Source organism: Bacillus sp. DC4300-2b2 (assembly GCF_049895685.1).
GTDB classification, from domain to species: Bacteria; Bacillota; Bacilli; order Bacillales; family Bacillaceae; genus Bacillus; species Bacillus safensis.
Genome location: NZ_JAFCSW010000002.1, coordinates 235,088 through 253,867 on the forward strand (window position 1 = coordinate 235,088; position 18,780 = coordinate 253,867).

General features: G+C 42.3%; 13 protein-coding genes. All 13 read right to left on the minus strand.

Annotation, left to right across the window (positions count from 1 at the left end; translation table 11 throughout):
- Window positions 1-6: 6 nt before the first annotated feature.
- Window positions 7-309: a YlxQ family RNA-binding protein gene (locus tag ACP69X_RS06085; RefSeq protein ID WP_039178647.1), complete on the minus strand. Its 303-nt coding sequence runs from the start codon at window positions 307-309 to the stop codon at window positions 7-9.
- Window positions 302-586, minus strand: a complete 285-nt coding sequence (rnpM, locus tag ACP69X_RS06090) for an RNase P modulator RnpM (RefSeq protein WP_024424139.1) — start codon at window positions 584-586, stop codon at window positions 302-304. The genes ACP69X_RS06085 and rnpM overlap by 8 nt, the downstream gene beginning before the upstream one ends.
- Window positions 587-601: 15 nt before the next feature.
- On the minus strand, window positions 602-1,717 hold the full coding sequence (gene nusA / locus ACP69X_RS06095; protein WP_024424140.1) for a transcription termination factor NusA: 1,116 nt from the start codon (window positions 1,715-1,717) through the stop codon (window positions 602-604).
- Between the two features lie 32 nt (window positions 1,718-1,749).
- Complete coding sequence (gene rimP, locus ACP69X_RS06100) at window positions 1,750-2,223, minus strand: ribosome maturation factor RimP (protein ID WP_003211398.1); 474 nt, start codon at window positions 2,221-2,223, stop codon at window positions 1,750-1,752.
- Window positions 2,224-2,461: 238 nt separating this feature from the next.
- Window positions 2,462-3,595 carry a glycoside hydrolase 5 family protein gene (locus ACP69X_RS06105; RefSeq protein WP_423358998.1) on the minus strand — a complete coding sequence of 378 codons (1,134 nt, stop codon included), beginning with the start codon at window positions 3,593-3,595 and terminating at the stop codon, window positions 2,462-2,464.
- A gap of 24 nt (window positions 3,596-3,619) precedes the next feature.
- Window positions 3,620-4,849, minus strand: coding sequence for an endo-1,4-beta-xylanase (locus ACP69X_RS06110; protein WP_058837692.1), 1,230 nt, complete (start codon window positions 4,847-4,849; stop codon window positions 3,620-3,622).
- Between the two features lie 91 nt (window positions 4,850-4,940).
- A complete protein-coding gene (locus ACP69X_RS06115) occupies window positions 4,941-7,046 on the minus strand; it encodes a glycoside hydrolase family 48 protein (protein WP_251180748.1) in 2,106 nt (701 codons plus the stop codon).
- Window positions 7,047-7,078: 32 nt separating this feature from the next.
- Window positions 7,079-8,929, minus strand: coding sequence for a glycoside hydrolase family 9 protein (locus tag ACP69X_RS06120; RefSeq protein ID WP_426052643.1), 1,851 nt, complete (start codon window positions 8,927-8,929; stop codon window positions 7,079-7,081).
- Window positions 8,930-9,346: 417 nt separating this feature from the next.
- Window positions 9,347-13,660: a PolC-type DNA polymerase III gene (locus ACP69X_RS06125; protein ID WP_426052529.1), complete on the minus strand. Its 4,314-nt coding sequence runs from the start codon at window positions 13,658-13,660 to the stop codon at window positions 9,347-9,349.
- A 73-nt stretch (window positions 13,661-13,733) separates the two neighbouring features.
- Window positions 13,734-15,431, minus strand: coding sequence for a proline--tRNA ligase (locus tag ACP69X_RS06130; RefSeq protein WP_041084842.1), 1,698 nt, complete (start codon window positions 15,429-15,431; stop codon window positions 13,734-13,736).
- 80 nt (window positions 15,432-15,511) lie between these two features.
- On the minus strand, window positions 15,512-16,777 hold the full coding sequence (rseP, locus tag ACP69X_RS06135) for an RIP metalloprotease RseP (protein ID WP_087975441.1): 1,266 nt from the start codon (window positions 16,775-16,777) through the stop codon (window positions 15,512-15,514).
- A 6-nt stretch (window positions 16,778-16,783) separates the two neighbouring features.
- Window positions 16,784-17,935, minus strand: coding sequence for a 1-deoxy-D-xylulose-5-phosphate reductoisomerase (gene dxr, locus ACP69X_RS06140; protein ID WP_073979495.1), 1,152 nt, complete (start codon window positions 17,933-17,935; stop codon window positions 16,784-16,786).
- A gap of 39 nt (window positions 17,936-17,974) precedes the next feature.
- Window positions 17,975-18,769 carry a phosphatidate cytidylyltransferase gene (locus tag ACP69X_RS06145; protein WP_024424148.1) on the minus strand — a complete coding sequence of 265 codons (795 nt, stop codon included), beginning with the start codon at window positions 18,767-18,769 and terminating at the stop codon, window positions 17,975-17,977.
- Window positions 18,770-18,780: the final 11 nt, after the last annotated feature.

The window sequence follows — 18,780 nt, forward strand, 5'->3', positions numbered from 1 at the left end:
AATAAATTAATCGAGCAAGCTTATGAGCTTCTTAGCGAAGCCTTGGTCAGTGACAGCGACAACTACGCGAGCTTCTTTCCCAATAGAACGTCCGAGAACGGAACGGTCTTCAACTTTTCTAACCGGAACATTATAAAATTTGCATTTGTCAGATACCTTTTTTTCTGTGTTTGGTGAGGCATCTGCTGCAAGAAGAACCAGCTTAGCACGCGCATGTCTAATTTCTTTGATCACCAGATCTTCTCCTGACACGACTTTACGAGCTCGATTTGCTAGACCAAGCAAAGGATACCATTCAGATTCATTCATTAGGTTTTTTCACCTTTTCAGCTAGTTCTAGTAATTCTTCAAATATGTGTTCGTCAATCTGTGTCTGAAATTGCTGCTGTAAACTGCGTTTGTTCTTTGCCGCAAGAATGGTTTCTTTATCGAGAGAAAGGTAAGCTCCGCGTCCGTTCATTTTTCCGGTAGCGTCAACAGACACTTCTCCTTCTTTCGAACGAACAACCCGGATCAGTTCTTTCTTTGGTTTCATTTCTCCCGTCACGACGCATTTTCTAAGCGGGATTTTTTTTCGGCTTTTCACCTTTTATATCACCTCTTATTCGTCAGATTCCTCAGCTACTGGTTCAGCCTCTAAGAAAAGAGATTCAGAGTCTTCAGTTCTTGGGAAAATACCGAGTTCCCTTGCATCTGTTTCGCTTTTAATGTCGATTTTCCAGCTGGTCAGCTTTGCTGCAAGACGAGCATTTTGACCTCTTTTACCAATCGCTAATGACAACTGATAATCAGGGACAATGACTGTTGTCGCCTTGTCTTCTTCATTCACAATGACATCAAGTACTTTTGATGGACTCAGCGCATTGGCAACAAATTCAACCGGGTCATTAGACCAATGGACAATATCAATTTTTTCGCCTTTTAGCTCATTGACAATTGCTTGTACACGCTGGCCTTTTGGTCCAACACAGGAGCCAACTGGATCAACATCAGGATCATCTGTACGAACAGATATTTTAGAACGGTCCCCAGCTTCTCTAGCAACCGATTTAAGCTCTACAGTACCATCATAAATTTCTGGTACTTCAATTTCAAATAAACGCTTTAAAAGACCTGGATGTGTTCTAGACACATAAATTTGTGGTCCTTTTGTTGTTTTTTCTACTTTTGTAATGAACACTTTAATGCGGTCATGTGGTTTGTATTCTTCATTTGGCATTTGTTCATTGACAGGAAGAAGGGCTTCGATTTTGCCAAGTGACACGTAAATGAATTTACTGTCAATTCGCTGAACGATTCCCGTCATAATGTCTTCCTCGCGGTCGATGAACTCAGTGTAGATCACACCACGCTCTGCTTCTCTCACACGCTGCGTCACAACTTGTTTCGCTGTCTGAGCTGCAATGCGTCCGAAATCTTTTGGTGTGACTTCAATCTCAACGACGTCACCAACCATGTAATTCGGGTTAATATTGGCTGCATCATCTACAGAGATTTCAAGGCGAGAATCATACACTTCATCTACAACATCTTTTCTTGCGAACACACGAATCGTTCCCGTTTCGCGGTTTAAATCAACACGAACATTTTGTGCTTGATTAAAATTACGCTTATATGCAGAAATGAGTGCAGCTTCTATCGCTTCAATTATAATTTCTTTACTAATACCCTTCTCTTTCTCAAGAACAGTCAGGGCATCTAACAACTCACTACTCATTTTTATGGTTCCCCCTTATATCAATGAAAAGGTTAATTGAACGAAACTGCTAATCTTGCGTTAGCTATTTTTTCGTATGGAATATTGATCTCTTTCTTTCTTGTCTTGATCTTCACTGTCACTGTTGCAATCTCACCATCAAAGCTTGTAAGCTCACCTTCAAATGCTTTTTCACCATCAATTGGTTCATATGTTTTCATGAAAACATTTTTTCCAAGTGCTTTTTCAAAATCAGCTTTTTTCTTTAATGGGCGCTCCGCTCCAGGAGAGGATACTTCAAGAAAGTAGTTTTGGCTAATCGGATCTGCCTCATCAAGCTTTTCGCTCAAGGCTTCGCTCACTTTGGCACACTCTTCGATATCGACACCTTTATCAGAGTCAATAAACACGCGAAGGAACCAGTTTTGACCCTCTTTGACAAATTCAACATCAACGAGTTCAAGCTGTAAGCCATCTAAAATTGGCTGCACCATTTCGCTTACGACATCCACTACTTTTTTGCTCATTCTCTTCCTCCTTGTGCTTTCGATAAACGCTCTTATCAATCATTCTGCATAAAAACCCTGCTTTATGTGAGCAGGGGGAGCAGAAAACGGATGAATAATGTCGAGACAAAAATTGCCTGTTCAATACAAAAGAGCGGGTTTCCCCACTCTTGTCTCGGTAATCGTTAGCATTTCCATAAAAACTATACCATATCCAATTTTTTTATGCAAATGAAGTTCCTTATTCAGCAGGCATTCATCATCGGTTTTTTTCATTCATTCTTTTCGCATGTTCACTGATAAGTGCTGCCTCCCTGCTCCCTTTTATGATGCGGAATCCGTCATAATCGGGATAGAGCGAGTCATCGTCCTGAATGCTTGTTAAAATCCAAAATTGACTGCCAGCACCTCCAAGCCGCTCTACCGCTGACAGCCAGCTTTGATATACGTCGGGACGAGCTGATTGATTTTGGTAGCCAAACTCTTCTAGCACAACTGGTTTTCCAATTGAATTTCCGCGGGTGATATGGTTTTCGATCCATTTCACTCCCCAGACAGCAGACTTGTTCCAGTGATCTGGGTACAGATGATAGGTTCCATAATCGATATTAGGAAGAGATGTTAAACGGTCCCAATCGACACCTTCCCCTCCTCCGTAAAACCAATCTTCATGTCCTGGTATACGAAAGAATCCTTCATCTCCTACTGCAACAAGATGGTGACGATCAAGCGATTTGATCCATGTACTCATTTCATCTGCCCATTTGACTAGTACATTTCCGGTTGGATCTGACTGCATCCGCGGCTCGTTGGCTAATTCCCACGTCATAATAGCTGGATCGTCTTTATATTGAACACCTGTATACGTATTGGTCCTTTCTAATACATAGCGGACATAATTTTTGTAAGCTTTTTGAATACGAGGATCTGTATAAAAGGCATCATGCGATCCTGCCCCGAACCACTTCACATATTGATTCATACCGCCAAAGTCATCCCAATTATTCACTAGTGGGATGACAAGCTTTATTCCTTCCTGTCCAGCTTTATAAATGGCATAATCTAGTTTTTGAAAACCCGATTCTTCATAGACCCCTGGACTAGATTGTAAGACTGAGTTTTCTTGAGGGGCCCCGTCGTGAAAGCCCCAAATCCGTATGACCTTTAAATTCATTGCCTTCATATCATCGAACACAGCATCTACCATCTTTTTAGATTTGTAATGGAAATAGTAATTATTTGTGCCGGCGAAGTAAAATGGTTGATTGTTCAGCGTAAATTGTGTACCAGACGTCTGCACATAAGCGGCGGCTTTAATCGTAAGTGAAAACCAGCCGGACCATATAGCGGCCACAAGTATGAAGCAAGATACTCTTTGAGCCCACTTTTTCATTTACATTCTCCTCACAATCTATCTCTATCCTTCTTGAGGCAGGATCACGTCTAGTTGAAACGGTGTTTGTTCATTTGAATCAAGTTCAATCGTCTGCTGTTTCAACATTTTACTTTCTTTACCGATTCGAACCTCATATGTTCCGTGAAATGCTGGACATCTCACATGGCCATTAGCATCTGTTTTTTCAACTCTTTGGGTCGTCCACTCATTTAGAAGCTTTTCATAACGTCTTCCTGCTTCATTTAAAGACCAATCATAATTCACGATGGCTGCATTTTCCCCTCTCCAATGGGCACCTGCCCAAAATCCCCACATCAGCACTCCTTTTACGGCTGGATGACTAAATGCGACGCGATATAAAGCTTCCAGGTTATCCGCTCTTCGATTAGGGTCAGGGTGAACCGAATCGTACTCTGTGACCCATATTGGAAGACCTAGCTCAGCAAGCACATCGAGTCTCTCTTTGACAATGACTGGATCGACCCGTTCTTCAAAATGGCCTTGAACCCCAATCGCCTCAATAGGTGCGCCTAACTGACGCAGTTCATTGATATGCGCTTTATAGGCATGGTGTTCACCATATGAGATCACATTATAATCATTCACAAACAATAGTGCTTGAGGGTCAATTTTTTTCGTTTCTTCATACATCCACTTCCAAATATTTTTCCCAAAGCGATCTTTAAAAAATGAACCATGCATCATTTCATTGTTTACATCCCAATGACGGAACCTTCCCTTAAAGTGATTGCCCGCATGCTCAAGCCGGTTTTTCATGGCTTCATATACTTCATGATTTGGCAGTGACCTTAGCCAGCTTGGATTCGCATCCTCTACCTCCCAAAACAAAGCGTGCCCTCTCACTGGAAGCTGATGTCGATCTGCAAAATTCAGCATCGCATCTGCTTTTTCGTAGGTGATTCTCCCTCTTTGTGGCTCATTCGCATACCATTTTGCCTCATTTTCAAAAACAGCCCAATTAAAATGTTTCACGAAAAAATCAGCATATTGTTGATTAAATAACACTTGATCATTCATCGCTGAACCAAAGGCGAATTCATGTCTGATTTGCTTTATTTCAACCTCTATACCTGCTATTGGCTTTTTTTCACCGTTTGTTACGTTGATCACAAGATCTCTTTGTCTATGCTCTGAGATTCGATCATCCGCCTCTTTTTTCCACATCAGACTGTCCTGTCCATTTTCGCCCCTATTGAATGAATGATGAAGAAAACTTCTTTCTTTGACCATATAAACTCACCCTTATCTTCATTGGATTCTTGATATTTTCTATTCAAACTGCCGGCTAGAAGCCGACAGCTTGAATTTGACCTTTGATCTCTTAGTTGATCAGACGATGATATTCAGCATAGGCAGTGGCCATATCCACTTGAGACCAGAAGCGGTGATAAGTGAAAACTGGTGCGCCATTCTCCCATTTGCCTGTAGCTTCATTAAATGAAGACTGATATTTACTTTCGAGTGAAGACCACGCTGGATCTTGTTTAATCTTCGGACGAAGGTCAGCAAAACTCGTATAGACCCCATTCCCTCCTCGCTGCGGGTCAGAAGGAACGGTGCTGGCTCCAGGAATCTGATTTCCTTGACCAAATGTCCCGTTCCATCCATTTGGGAAATACACTTCTTTTCTAAAGAAACGGTCATAGTCTTCTCTATCTTCCTCGGTCACTATGCCGACGCCATCATTGTAATTCCATGCAACCTCTAGGAGCTGCGCAGCTGCATCTTTCGCTCTTGCACCAAGCGCTGTATAATCACCTGTTTCCAGCTTTGTGGCTGCAGCAAAGAATATCAAAGCCTTGGCAAGACTTCCTAATACGCCCGTATCCTGAGTCGGATCTTTTGTGACAGCTGTTAAATTTGGATTTCCTGTTGCAGACTGGAATCCATTCCAAGTATCAGGCTGTCCGCTCCAAGCAATATTTCCAGGAAGCCAAAACTCTCCAGGCGCACTTGTTGTAGCAACCGAAACATTTGTTCCTCCTAGAATTCTCTGTCCTTGCTCATCTAAGAAATAACCCTCTTCATCCGACACTGGACGGCTGCCGATAAAAATGTAATCTAATGCATAGTTGACCCATTTTGTTATGGCAGATTTGGCCATTTGGACATTTTCAGATGTTTTGTCGCCATCTTTGACAAAAATATAATAAAGCTCTGCTACGCGCTCCATTGGCCACGCCTGCATCCCAAACCAGTTATTTGATGGCGGATCAAGGTAAACAGGCGCATCTTCATATGCCATATCGTAAAAAGTACTTCTTCCTGCTGGATAAGCGCTATAGTCTCCATTCCAGCTATTAGTTGCGCCTCCTGCTATGGCTCCCTCTTTCGATTGAAGCCATACGTAAAATTCAAGCTGCCTCTTTAATGTTTTTTCCCAATCGCTTGCCCCAGTAGCAGAAGATGGCTTTAGGCCTCCTTTATCTGAGGATAAAGCATAAGCAGCAACAGGATTTTGATATCCCTGATGACAATGGCTCGCGCCGATACGCCATGACCAGTTTGCATAATCCCCGAGTCCTCCGCCCCAAGAGGTATACCAAGCCATTAAGTAATGACAGGCACCCTTTCCGTTTCCAGGATACGGATTCCCCTGCTTCCCGCTTCCAATCGTTTGAAAATATTTATCGTACATACCGTAACGGAGGAAATCCCCCATTTTTTTCGCTTTATCAAGATAAGCTGTCTGATTATAGCCGAGCTCCTTCGCCCAATACATCGCTTGTATCGCACGTGCATCAGCATCTGTTGCATTCGTATAACGCCACTGAGCAGCTGGATCTTGATTTTCTTTTGTGAACAAGCTCATAAAGCCTTCATTCGGCTTACCAAAAGATTTATCGTCTTGTGATGGATGAGGGATGGACTCCCATACAGATTCCTGTGGACCACGCTGGAATGTGTTCACATATGCGGCTGTATGTGATGGGTTGAGCAAGTTCCCATAGCCATACCAGTTATCTACGTCAAGGAGCCAGTGCATTAAATACGTTTCATTTGATCCATAGGTTGATTTTAATTCACCATCAATTGGATCTTGACCAGCAGGACGGGCACCGGTTAATTGGCTTGGGTATTGATCCGGAAATGGTTTCTCTGCTGCATATGTGGCTGGACTGGACGGATTATAAGCATTCATATGCGGCTGCTCATCATGCCCATCTTCATTGACTGGGATGATGTACTTCTCCATATTGTCCCAAGCTGCCTCTAATTTGCTCCAATCCCCTGTGTAATGTCCGTACAGCACCTCAAGCCATAGCCAATAGCTATACGCTTCCGAAGTTGTCATATGTCCGTAATCAGGCGCTTCACAAATGAGCGTCTCGATTGAATGATACGGAATTCCTTCTGGTGAAAAATATCCATTCGCATCGCTTTTGATTTGATGATAAAGCGTTAAAAACCGTTCTTTATTTGACAAGTCCTTCACCCTTTCAATAAAATCGTTGATTTTTATTTGTCTGGAAGTGTGCCAAATACTAAAGCACCATCGTCAAAGACAGGAATCTTCGTTGTTTTTTGCATAGTGGATGTTAATCCTTGATAGGAATAATCATTTGAGGCATCCCATATATTCGATCCATTTGGAGCAGATAATCGAAATTGTATTTCCTTCTTATGCTCAGATTCACCTCTAGGAGAAATAGCTACGCCGGTAAAATCGATTTCTGCAAAATAGACGCGAGCTGATGCGTCATATACCTTTAAAGGCGATAAGGAAGCGCCTTCATTGTAGGCTGCTGTCACTTGAATATCCTTTTCAGTCAATCCCTTTGCAAAGACCTCGCTCAGATTAACGTAATATCTGAAGGAGAGTGTTTGACTGGTTCTTGCCGGCCAGCCGGACCTGTTGTACAGCACTGCTTTCACTTGAGTAGATGTTGTATCGTTATGCATCACAGCTGCCTCTACAAAGAACTCATCCTCCACCTGTTCTTTAGGCGGGAAATTTGGCAGCTTTGATTGGCCTTGACCAAAGAGCTGCACCATTTTGGCGATATTTCCAGTAAAGGCGGCATTATAATCAGTCGCCACTTCGTTAGATATATAATCAGAGATGTCATCGTCATATTGATCCTGTGCATTAGGACCTCCAACAAGCGCTCCATAAAGTGTGTGCCGGTGATTTGAAGGGTTTGTCAGCTGGTTAGACCATGAGCCATGTGCAGTACGATGGTGCGGGTGCTTCGGCGGATTCTGGCCAAACCCAACGACGTAGCTTCTATTCAGCGGATTATCACCTAACATATAGTGAGTTTGCTTGATCGCAAACGATTGGTATCGATTCTTCTTTTCTTGATCAGATACCCAATCAGCATAAACAAAGGCTAAAAATGCTGCATTGGCGGCATAACGAAGTGAACCCCATTGATCTAGCCATGCCAAACCACCAGGCGTATAGGTGATTCTTTCTACTTTTCCATTTTGAACGAGGCCTGTGGTCCAGTAATCAAGATTGCGCTCAGTGGATTCTATAAATCTGTTCTCTTTCGTGATTCTTGCAAGTAAGATTTGTGAAGCAAAAAAAGTATTGTCCCATGACATGGTAAACGTATAATCCCAATCCTCCGGCCATTCCTCTACCGCTTTTAATGCTTGGTTTAAATAAGTTTCTTCATTTGTCGCCAAGTACAGCCAGATTCCGCCCCAAATAAGTTCGTCAACATAGCCGCTCCAGGAGTTGTAAAATGGCTGCGCATTGGTAACACAATCTGTATATTTGCCGCGATACCTGTCAGCAAATGCATATAGCTGTTTGGCGTGCGTCAAAAGCTTTGCCGCATAAGGCGCATCTGTTTCTTTAAAAATGATAGAACCTGCTGCTAAAGCCGCCGCAGTTTGTGCAGCTACTTCTGTTCCAGGACAATGTTCATCAATTTTAAAAGCTGGCCGGTTCATCGGCATCACTTCTGCTGGCCCCCACCAAGCATGATCGGCGTTTCCATCACCTACTTGCGCCCAAAATTCATTCGGCCCTGTATGTGCTTTCAAGAAATAATCCGTTGCCCACTTGATTTGATCTAGTATCTCATCAAGCAGCTCCGCCTCTTCATAAGCTTCTCGGTATTCATATACTGTCCATGCAAGCACGGCTGCTGAATAAGCCATCGGAAGTCCAAATTTCACATGATCTCCTGCATCATACCAGCCGCCAGTTAAGTCATGCCCAACATCCTTCCCGTCCTCTAGTCCAGAATCTCCCCGCCAGTTAAGACGATTGTTTTCCGGAAGCCGGCCTGACCGCTGCGCTTCATAAAAAAGCATGGATTTTTGTAAAACCTCTACATAGTTGTAAGATGCCATTTCTTTATTGCTCACCCCTTCTTTTTAGTGAAACATTAATCAATAGACGCACCGCCTCCTTTTGATACTTCGTTTCGTGATCTGTACAGTTTTGAAAAGAATCAAATATGTTTCAAAAATAAGCATAGTAAACAGCAATCAGCCTTACGCTCATCGAAGTTTTCTCTTGATTCTCCTTCTGACTGTACCCAGAATGATCATATGTCGCTTGAGAACATTTCAGACGGCGAAATTCTCTTTTGAGCTCTATTTGGGTAGAAAGAATGACATACAATCTCTTCTCTTAAAACATCACGCTAAATCAAGATATATGAACGAACAAGAAAATAATTCCAGTTGATGAGAAATCTTTATTAGTTAACATAATAAAATTATTGTAGATATAAAAAAGAACGCCCTTTTAGGGCGCTCTTCAAATTAAAATAAAGAAAGCTGGTTTTGATCAGGAAGTGCTTCTAAACAGCCTTGACGATCTAAATACTCAAGGATGGTTTTCGACACTTTTCCGCGTTTTTGTAAATCTTCTTTTGAGAGGAATTCCCCATCTTGCCGCGCGCGAACAATATTTAACGCAACGTTTGTTCCGAGTCCAGGGATCGAGTTGAATGGTGGAATTAGTCCGTCTCCATCAATGATAAACTCTGTTGCACTTGAGCGATAGAGGTCAACTTTTTTGAAATGGTAGCCTCTTTCGCACATTTCAAGGGCAAGCTCTAGTACAGTTAATAGGTTCTTTTCTTTCGGTGATGCATCTAAACCTTTTGAATTAATATCGTCCATAACGGCTCGAATCGCATTCGATCCTTTTGTCATCGTTTCAATATCAAAGTCATCCGCACGAACGGTAAAGTAAGCCGCATAGTACAGGAGTGCATGATGCACCTTGAAATAAGCAATACGAACAGCCATCAATACATAAGCAGCCGCGTGGGCTTTAGGGAACATGTATTTGATTTTTTTACAAGAATCAATATACCAGTTTGGTACATTATTATTCTTCATTTCTTCTTCCCATTCAGGAGGAAGTCCCTTTCCTTTACGAACAGATTCCATGATTTTAAAGGCAAGTGACGGCTCTAAGCCTTGATAGATGAGATAGACCATAATATCATCACGGCACCCAATTACTTCACTTAGTTCACACGTTTTATTGTGAATGAGCTCTTGCGCGTTTCCGAGCCATACATCCGTACCATGTGATAGTCCAGAAATCTGAACAAGCTCTGAGAAGGTCGTTGGTTTTGTATCCTCTAGCATTTGCCGAACAAATCTTGTCCCAAATTCCGGGATACCGAGTGTACCTGTTTTACAGCCAATTTGCTCTTCTGTTACACCTAGAGGCTCTGTTCCTTGGAAAATCTTCATGACTTCAGGGTCATCTGTTGGAATCGTTTTTGGATCGATTCCGCTTAAATCTTGAAGCATACGAATGACCGTTGGATCATCGTGCCCAAGAATATCCAGCTTGAGCAAGTTATCGTGGATCGAATGGAAATCAAAATGTGTCGTCTTCCAATCAGAACCTGTCGCATCTGCTGGGTATTGAATAGGTGAGAAATCGTAAATGTCCATATAATCCGGCACAACGATAATCCCGCCTGGATGCTGGCCTGTTGTCCGTTTTACCCCTGTACAACCTTGTACAAGTCGGTCGATTTCAGCGCCTCTCATATGAAGGTTATGATCTCCTGCATAGCCTTTTACGTAACCATATGCTGTTTTTTCTGCAACGGTTCCAATCGTACCTGCTCGGTATACATACTCTTCACCGAACAATTCTTTCGTATAGTTATGCGCTATCGGCTGATATTCACCTGAGAAGTTCAAGTCAATATCAGGTACTTTGTCTCCTTTAAAACCTAGGAACGTTTCAAACGGAATATCATGTCCGTCTTTTTTATACGGCGTACCACATTCAGGACAATCTTTATCAGGAAGGTCAAAGCCTGACCCAACAGATCCGTCATTAAAGAACTCAGAGTGCTTACAGCTTGGGCATACATAATGAGGTGCAAGTGGATTCACTTCAGTAATCTCTGTTAATGTCGCAACAAGAGATGAGCCGACAGATCCCCTTGAACCAACAAGATATCCATCATCAAGTGATTTTTTTACGAGCTTATGAGAGATTAAGTAAATAACGGCGAAGCCATGACCGATAATACTTTTTAATTCTTTCTCAATGCGGTCTTCTACGATTTTCGGCAGGTCATCTCCGTAGATACTGCGCGCCATTTGATAGCTCATTTCCCGTATTTCTTCATCTGCACCTTCAATTTTTGGTGTGTAAAGATCATCTTTGATAGGTTTAATGCTTTCGACCATCTCAGATACTTTTTGCGTATTCGTTACGACGATCTCTTTCGCTTTTTCTTCTCCTAGGAAGGAGAACGCTTCGAGCATTTCATCTGTCGTTCTAAAATGAACTTTTGGCAGTTCATGTCGGTTCAGCGGATTCGCTCCACCCTGTGATGAAATTAAGATTTTACGATAAATTTTGTCTTCTGGATGCAGGTAATGTACATTCCCAGTCGCCACAACTGGTTTATTCAGCTTTTCGCCAAGTTTGACAATGTTTGTGATGATTTCTTTTAACGCACGTTCATCTCGAACTAGCTCAAGCTGTAGCAGGTGCTGATACACTTCTGGCGGATGTACCTCTAAATAGTCATAAAATGCTGCAATGTCTTCCACCTCATCAGGTGACTTTTGCATCATTCCTTCAAATACCTCACCCTTATCACAAGCAGACCCAACAATTAAACCTTCTCGATATTTCTCAAGCTGTGAGCGCGGAATACGCGGAACCCGGTAGAAATAATGAATATGAGAAAGTGAAACAAGCTTAAATAAATTCTTAAGACCTGTCTCATTTTGAGCAATCAAAGTTGCATGGTAAGGACGTGAGCGCTGGTAAGCATTCGACTGCCCCATGTTTTCATTCAATTGATCGTGATAGGCAATCTCTTTTTCAGCCGCATCTTTTAGCATCTTCAGCATGAGATAGCCTGTCGCCTCTGCATCATAAATCGCTCGGTGATGCTGCGTTAGTTCAATATCAAACTTTTTACAGAGGGTGTTCAGCCGGTGATTTTTAAATTCTGGGTAAAGGAAACGGCCAAGTTCAAGTGTATCAATGACAGGGTTTGACGCTTTATCTGTTTTTAAGAGGCGTTTATACGCTGCATTTAAAAAGCCCATATCAAAACTCGCATTGTGCGCAACAAGAATATCTTGTCCAATCCATTCTTTGAAATCCCGTACGACGTCGACGACATCTGGTGCATCTCTCACCATATCATCGGTGATACCTGTTAATTCGATGGTTGTCGCTGATAACGGGTGATGGGGATTTGCAAACGCCTCAAAGCGGTCAATGATTTCCCCGCCTTTGATTTTCACTGCTGCCAGCTCAATGATCGTGTCATAAACGGCTGAAAGTCCAGTTGTCTCTACGTCAAATACGACATATGTCGCATCCTCTAACAAGCGGTGCTCTGGGTTATACGCAATCGGTACCCCGTCGTCCACTAAATTGATTTCCACACCGTACATCATTTTGATGCCATGCTTTTTACTTGCTGCATACGCATCCGGGAAGGATTGTACAACGGCATGATCTGTCAGAGCAATGGCTTCATGTCCCCATTTTTTTGCTTGTTCAACAAGCCTGCCGATGCCAGTGACAGCATCCATTTGGCTCATAGGTGAATGTAAATGAAGCTCCACACGCTTTTCACCCTCAGGTGCTGTATCTTCTTTCAGCTGCGGTTTCATTTCATTGACATCATTAGCGATCATGACAAGATCTCTGACAAACGTATCATTTTGAATGCTTCCTCTTGCTTTCACCCACATGCCTTTTTTCAATGATTTCATCAGCTGAGCATCTTCTTTTTCTCTTGCAAACATTTTGATCAATATACTATTTGTATAATCAGTGATCTTAAAGATACAAAGCGTTCTCCCGCTTTTCAGCTCACGCGTTTCTGCATCGAATACGTAGCCTTGAACGGTGATTCTTCTTTCCTCGTCCATGATACTGTCAAGCGTACGAATTTCTTCATTGTCTTTGATTTGATAGCCAATCATCAGAGGGCCTGATGGAGCTTCATCCTGCTCCTCACTTTCTTTCTTCTCCATCTCAGTGAGGGCTTGCATGGCTCTTTCTTGATCTTCAGCAAGCTTTTGTTCTCTGAACTTCTGAATCTCTTGATCTGATACAAAAATTTCTGTATCGAATTGCAGCTCTGGAAAACCTACTTGTTTAAATGAGGCCTGGAGCATCGGGCTGTACTTCTTCTTAATAGCGAGTGCCTCTGTTTCGCTTTTCGTTTTAATGATGATTTTATGACCAGACAGCGATGGCTTTTGCTGCTGAAGCAAACTGATGATTGGGGGAGAAATTCCTTGAAGTTCTTCCACACAATGTGACCAGTACGATTGCACGAGTTCTTCAGAGATGTGCGGATCACTTACTTCAATCGTACAAGTAATTTGTGCAATATGAGAAAATGCATTAGTCAATCTGCTGAGAAACATGGCGTATACTTTGTAAGGCAAAAGAGCCTTAAATTTAAAAAGGAAATGCCATGTTTTCGTCGCTTTGTGCACCGTCAATTTGACGATTTCCCCTTCTTCAAAGTAACGACTGAGGTCATCATCTGTCATTTGAATCTGATTGAGTAATATATGAAATTGCCGCCGTGTGATCGGTAATTGTTCATCCAAGACAGGACCCTCCTTTTGTCAATCAGAAAGGTACCTCTTTTCTACAGGAGGTACCTTCATTTTTTTGTTCGTTTTATGCTTGGCGTATAAATGAAATCAGATCATCAACAGATACTTCATGTGATTCACCTGATTTTCTAAACTTCACTTCAACAATACCTTCTTCTGAACGTTTACCGCAGCTAATGCGAATTGGCAGTCCAATTAAATCACTGTCTGCAAATTTCACTCCTGCACGCTCCTGGCGGTCATCGAAAAGTACGTCAAAGCCTTCATCTTCTAAGCGCTCGTACAACGTTTCAGCCAGTTCTTTTTGCGCATCGTTTTTCATATTTAATGCAAGGAGGTGAAGGTCATATGGTGCCACTGTTTCCGGCCAAATGATTCCTTTCTCATCATGATGCTGTTCAACAATCGCTGAAAGAGTTCTAGAGATGCCGATGCCATAGCAGCCCATAATCATTGGCTGCGCCCGTCCATTCTCATCAAGGTACGTTGCATCCATTGACTCAGAATAACGAGTGCCGAGTTTAAAGACTTGTCCTACTTCAATCCCTTTTGCAAACTGGATGGTGCCTTCCCCGTCTGGAGAAACATCTCCTTCTTGAATCAAGCGAAGATCTGTGAATTCTTTCACTGACACATCACGTGCAGGGTTGACATTGACATAGTGATAATCCGCTTCGTTTGCACCAGCGACTGCATTTGTCATTCCCTTCACAGCAAGGTCCGCATAAATATCGACTTCTGCTTCCAGTTTAACAGGTCCAACAAATCCAGGCTCAGTTCCAATGACTTCTAGCACTTCTTCGCGTGATGCTAGTTCGACAAGCTGTGCTCCTACTAAGTTTTTCACTTTCACATCATTTACTTCATGATCGCCTCTAGTAAGGATGAGAACATACGCATCATCTGCTTTAAACAAAACAGATTTCATGCATGCAGAAGGATCAACTTCTAAAAATCCAGCCACATCTTGGATTGTTTTCGCTTGCGGTGTGTGGACTTTTTCAAGCTCTTTGAAGTCCGCAGGATTTGCTTCTTCTCCGTGATATACAGCCTCAGCCATTTCAATGTTCGCAGCATATGAGGAAGTATCAGAATAAGCGATGGTATCCTCTCCGACCTCTGAGAGTGCCATGAATTCATGTGTATCTTTTCCGCCCATTGCCCCAGAATCTGCAATGACTGGTCTAAAATTGAGACCTACTTTTGTGAACACATTAGAGTAAGCTGTAAACATTTTGTTATATGTCTCGTCAAGGCTTTCTGATGAAGAATGGAATGAGTATGCATCCTTCATAATAAATTCACGTCCGCGCAGCAGCCCAAAACGTGGTCTCTGTTCATCACGGAATTTTGATTGAATTTGATAAAGAGTTAATGGAAGCTTCTTATACGATTTTACTTCACTGCGTACGAGTGATGTAATCACTTCTTCGTGGGTTGGACCAAGCGCAAATTCGCGGCCATGGCGGTCCTTCATACGCATCAGTTCTGGACCGTATGTATACCATCTGCCTGACTCCTGCCACATTTCTGCCTGCTGAAGCACTGGCATTAACAGCTCAGCTGCGCCTGCTTTTTCCATTTCCTTGCGGACGATGGATTGAATATGCTGAATGACTTTATGTGCAAGCGGCAGATAATGATAGATTCCACTTGTATTTTGTCTAATAAACCCAGCTCTTACTAAGAGTTGATGGCTTTTTGCCTCAGCATCTGCCGGCACCTCTCGAAGAGTTGGAATGAAAGTCAGGGATTGTCTCATGTCGTTACACCTCATTTATGAAATAGGACTTCTCACAAAAACTCTTGTTTCCCGGAATGAGAAACAAGAGAGAATGGTTTTTATAAAAATAACCGCTGGATGTCATTCCACGTTACCACTAACATTAACAGCATGAGGAAAGCAACACCAATAAAGACAACAAGTGCTTCTTTCTCACGATTAATTGGTTTACCGCGAATGGCTTCAACAAATAAGAATAGTAAACGTCCTCCGTCTAGTGCAGGAATCGGTAATAAATTCACGATGCCTAGGTTGATACTGAGGAACGCCGCAAACTGCATTAATGTTAACACACCTTGTTTGGCTACTTCTCCTGTCATGTCATAAATTCCAACAGGACCTGCTAACATATCTAGTGAAAATTGTCCTGTGACAATTTTTTGCAAGTTCGTTAAAATCAGTCCTGCCGTTGAAATGACAGTTGTTCCTGAAGATGAAATGACTTTCAAAAACCCATTTTCCGTTGGCGGATATGATCCGAAACGGCCAATGCTTTTTCCATCTGCTTTCACAGCTTCTGGTACAACCTGCACAGTGCTTTCTTTGCCGTCTCGGTCAATGACGACATTCATTTTTTTCTCAGGGTTCTTTTGAACTGTTTGAACGACGTCTGTCCAAGAATTCATTTTCTCGCCGTTAATGGACACGATGTGATCTCCCTGCATCAGTCCAGCTTCAGCCGCTCGGCCGTCTTTCGTCAGCTTACCGAGTACAGGATCATCAACGGTTACCCCTTGAATAAAACCTAAAGCAACCAAAATCACATACGCCAGAATAAAGTTCATAATCGGCCCAGCTGCGATGGCTTTAATTCGCTGCCAAACTGTTTTTGAACCAAATTGACGATTGTATGGTGCGATTTGAATTTCTTCACCATCTGCAATATAGAAGCTTGTTTGACTGACATTGTAGCCAGTCAGAATATCTTCATTTCCAGCTTCGTATCCCGAAATTCTCATGGCATGATCTAAATCGATCTGCTCAACTTCGATGACAAGTGCATCAGGATATTTTTCTTTATCATTTAAAATGATCTTTTCTACTTCATTTTGCTCATTGAATAAGAGCCCCACTGTATGACCTGGTTTAATTTCGATGACTTCAGGGTCTTCTCCAGCCATTTTCACAAATCCGCCAATAGGGAGGAGTCTAATGGTATAAACGGTTTCTTTTCGTTTAAAGGAGAAAATCTTCGGCCCAAAACCAATTGCGAACTCGCGGCATAAAATCCCCGCGCGCTGCGCCATAATTAAATGGCCAAGCTCGTGGAAAAAAACGAGCGTTCCAAAAATAATAATAAACGCAATCACTGTATTCACGAACATACCACCTTATGTGAGGATTGATTGAACAAAGTCTCGTGTATCTTTGTCCACTTCATGGATATCTTGCAAACTAGGCGTTGAAATCACATGATGTCTAATTAGTGCCTTTTCAATCAATTCTTCAATTTGCAGGAACGTTACTTTGCCTTTTAGAAATGCATCGACTGCCATTTCATTAGCTGCATTCAGTACAGCAGGCATTGTCCCTCCTATTTTACCTGATTCATAAGCAAAATGTAAGCAGCGATACCTGTCAAAATCCGCTTTTTGGAAATTCAATTGTCCAATCTCCCAAAGGTTCAATGATTTCGCTTCTTGTAACGGCGCCCTGTCAGGGTATGTGAGTGCATATTGAATAGGCACTCTCATGTCAGGTGTCCCTAACTGAGCCATGACGCTTTTGTCGTGAAATTCCACCATCGAATGGATAATGCTCTCTTTATGTAGCAGCACATCAATTTGTTCATAAGGGATATCAAACAGCCAATGTGCCTCGATCACCTCGAGCCCTTTATTCATCATCGTCGCTGAATCAATGGTGATTTTCGCTCCCATCGACCAGTTCGGGTGGTTCAGCGCTTCTTCAACCGTAACACCTTCAAGTTCAGTTCGTTTTTTATCTCGGAAACTACCACCTGAAGCTGTCACGATTAAGCGTTCAATGTTTTTAGCTTGTTCACCTTGCAGGCATTGAAAAATAGCGGAATGCTCACTATCGACAGGAAGTAAAGGTACATCATATGTTTTAGCGTACTCTTTTACTATATGACCAGCTGTTACAAGTGTTTCCTTATTTGCGAGTGCAATTGTCTTTTTTTGTTCAATGGCCTTTAATGTTGGAACAAGTCCAACACTTCCTACAAGTGCATTGACCACTACGTCCACTGCATCATAGGTCGCTGCCTCGATGTTGGCTTCATGACCAGCAGCCAGCTTCACACCGTATGCAAATGAATGATTTTTTAGCATGTGATAGGTTTCCTCGTCTACACAGCCGACGAATTCAGGCTGAAAGCGCTCAATGATCGGAATCGCCTTTGCTATATTTCTGCCAAAGGTCATGGCTTTCAGCTTAAAATTGTCCGGGTGCTGCCTGATCACATCTAACGTTTGTTCTCCAATTGATCCTGTTGCGCCTAATAGCGAAATATATTTCAAATTGCCACTCCTTCTCTCGTTCAATAAGTTTCTATGAGGTTAGCTGGCAAACGTTGCGAGCAGTAAGTATAAAAACGGCAGAACGAATAAAAAGCTGTCAAACCTGTCCAAAATCCCGCCATGGCCAGGGAGAATTGTCCCTGAATCCTTCACGTGATAATGACGCTTTAAAGCAGATTCCACTAGGTCGCCAAGCTGTCCAAAGATACTGAGTAAAAGAGTAATAAACATCACAAGCAGATATGATGGCAAAAATCCTGTAACCGCCTGAAACACAAGTGACAACACGACCGCTGTGACGATTCCGCCGATAAATCCTTCTACTGTTTTGTTTGGGCTGATTTCTGGCCAAAGCTTTCGTTTCCCCATAGATTTCCCAATAAAGTAGGCTCCTGAGTCAGTAGACCAAATTATCACTGCTGCGAAGAAGATCGCACTCATGCCATATAAGCCTCTAATTTGGATAAAATAATAGAAACTAACGCCAATATATAATGTGGCTAATACAACAAAAGCAACCTCATCGAATGTGAAAGAGTTTTTGCTCAAAACTGTATAAGTTAAAAGTATTAAGACTGCGAATAAAGCAATCTGCATTTTTGATGCGTCCACGTTTGGGAAGAAGCTGTTGTCTCCGCCCATTAAAAGCCAAAGCAATATTAAGCTGACAATACCAGGAAAGCTGAAAATCGAGATCTTTTTCATTCTTAAAAGCTCAAAGAGAGCGACACTTCCCATTAAATAAATCAGCAGGGTAAATGGCATCTGTCCATATATAACAGCAAGTAAAAAGACTGCAGCTGCCAAAACACCCGTCAAAATTCTTTGTTTCATCTGCACCACCC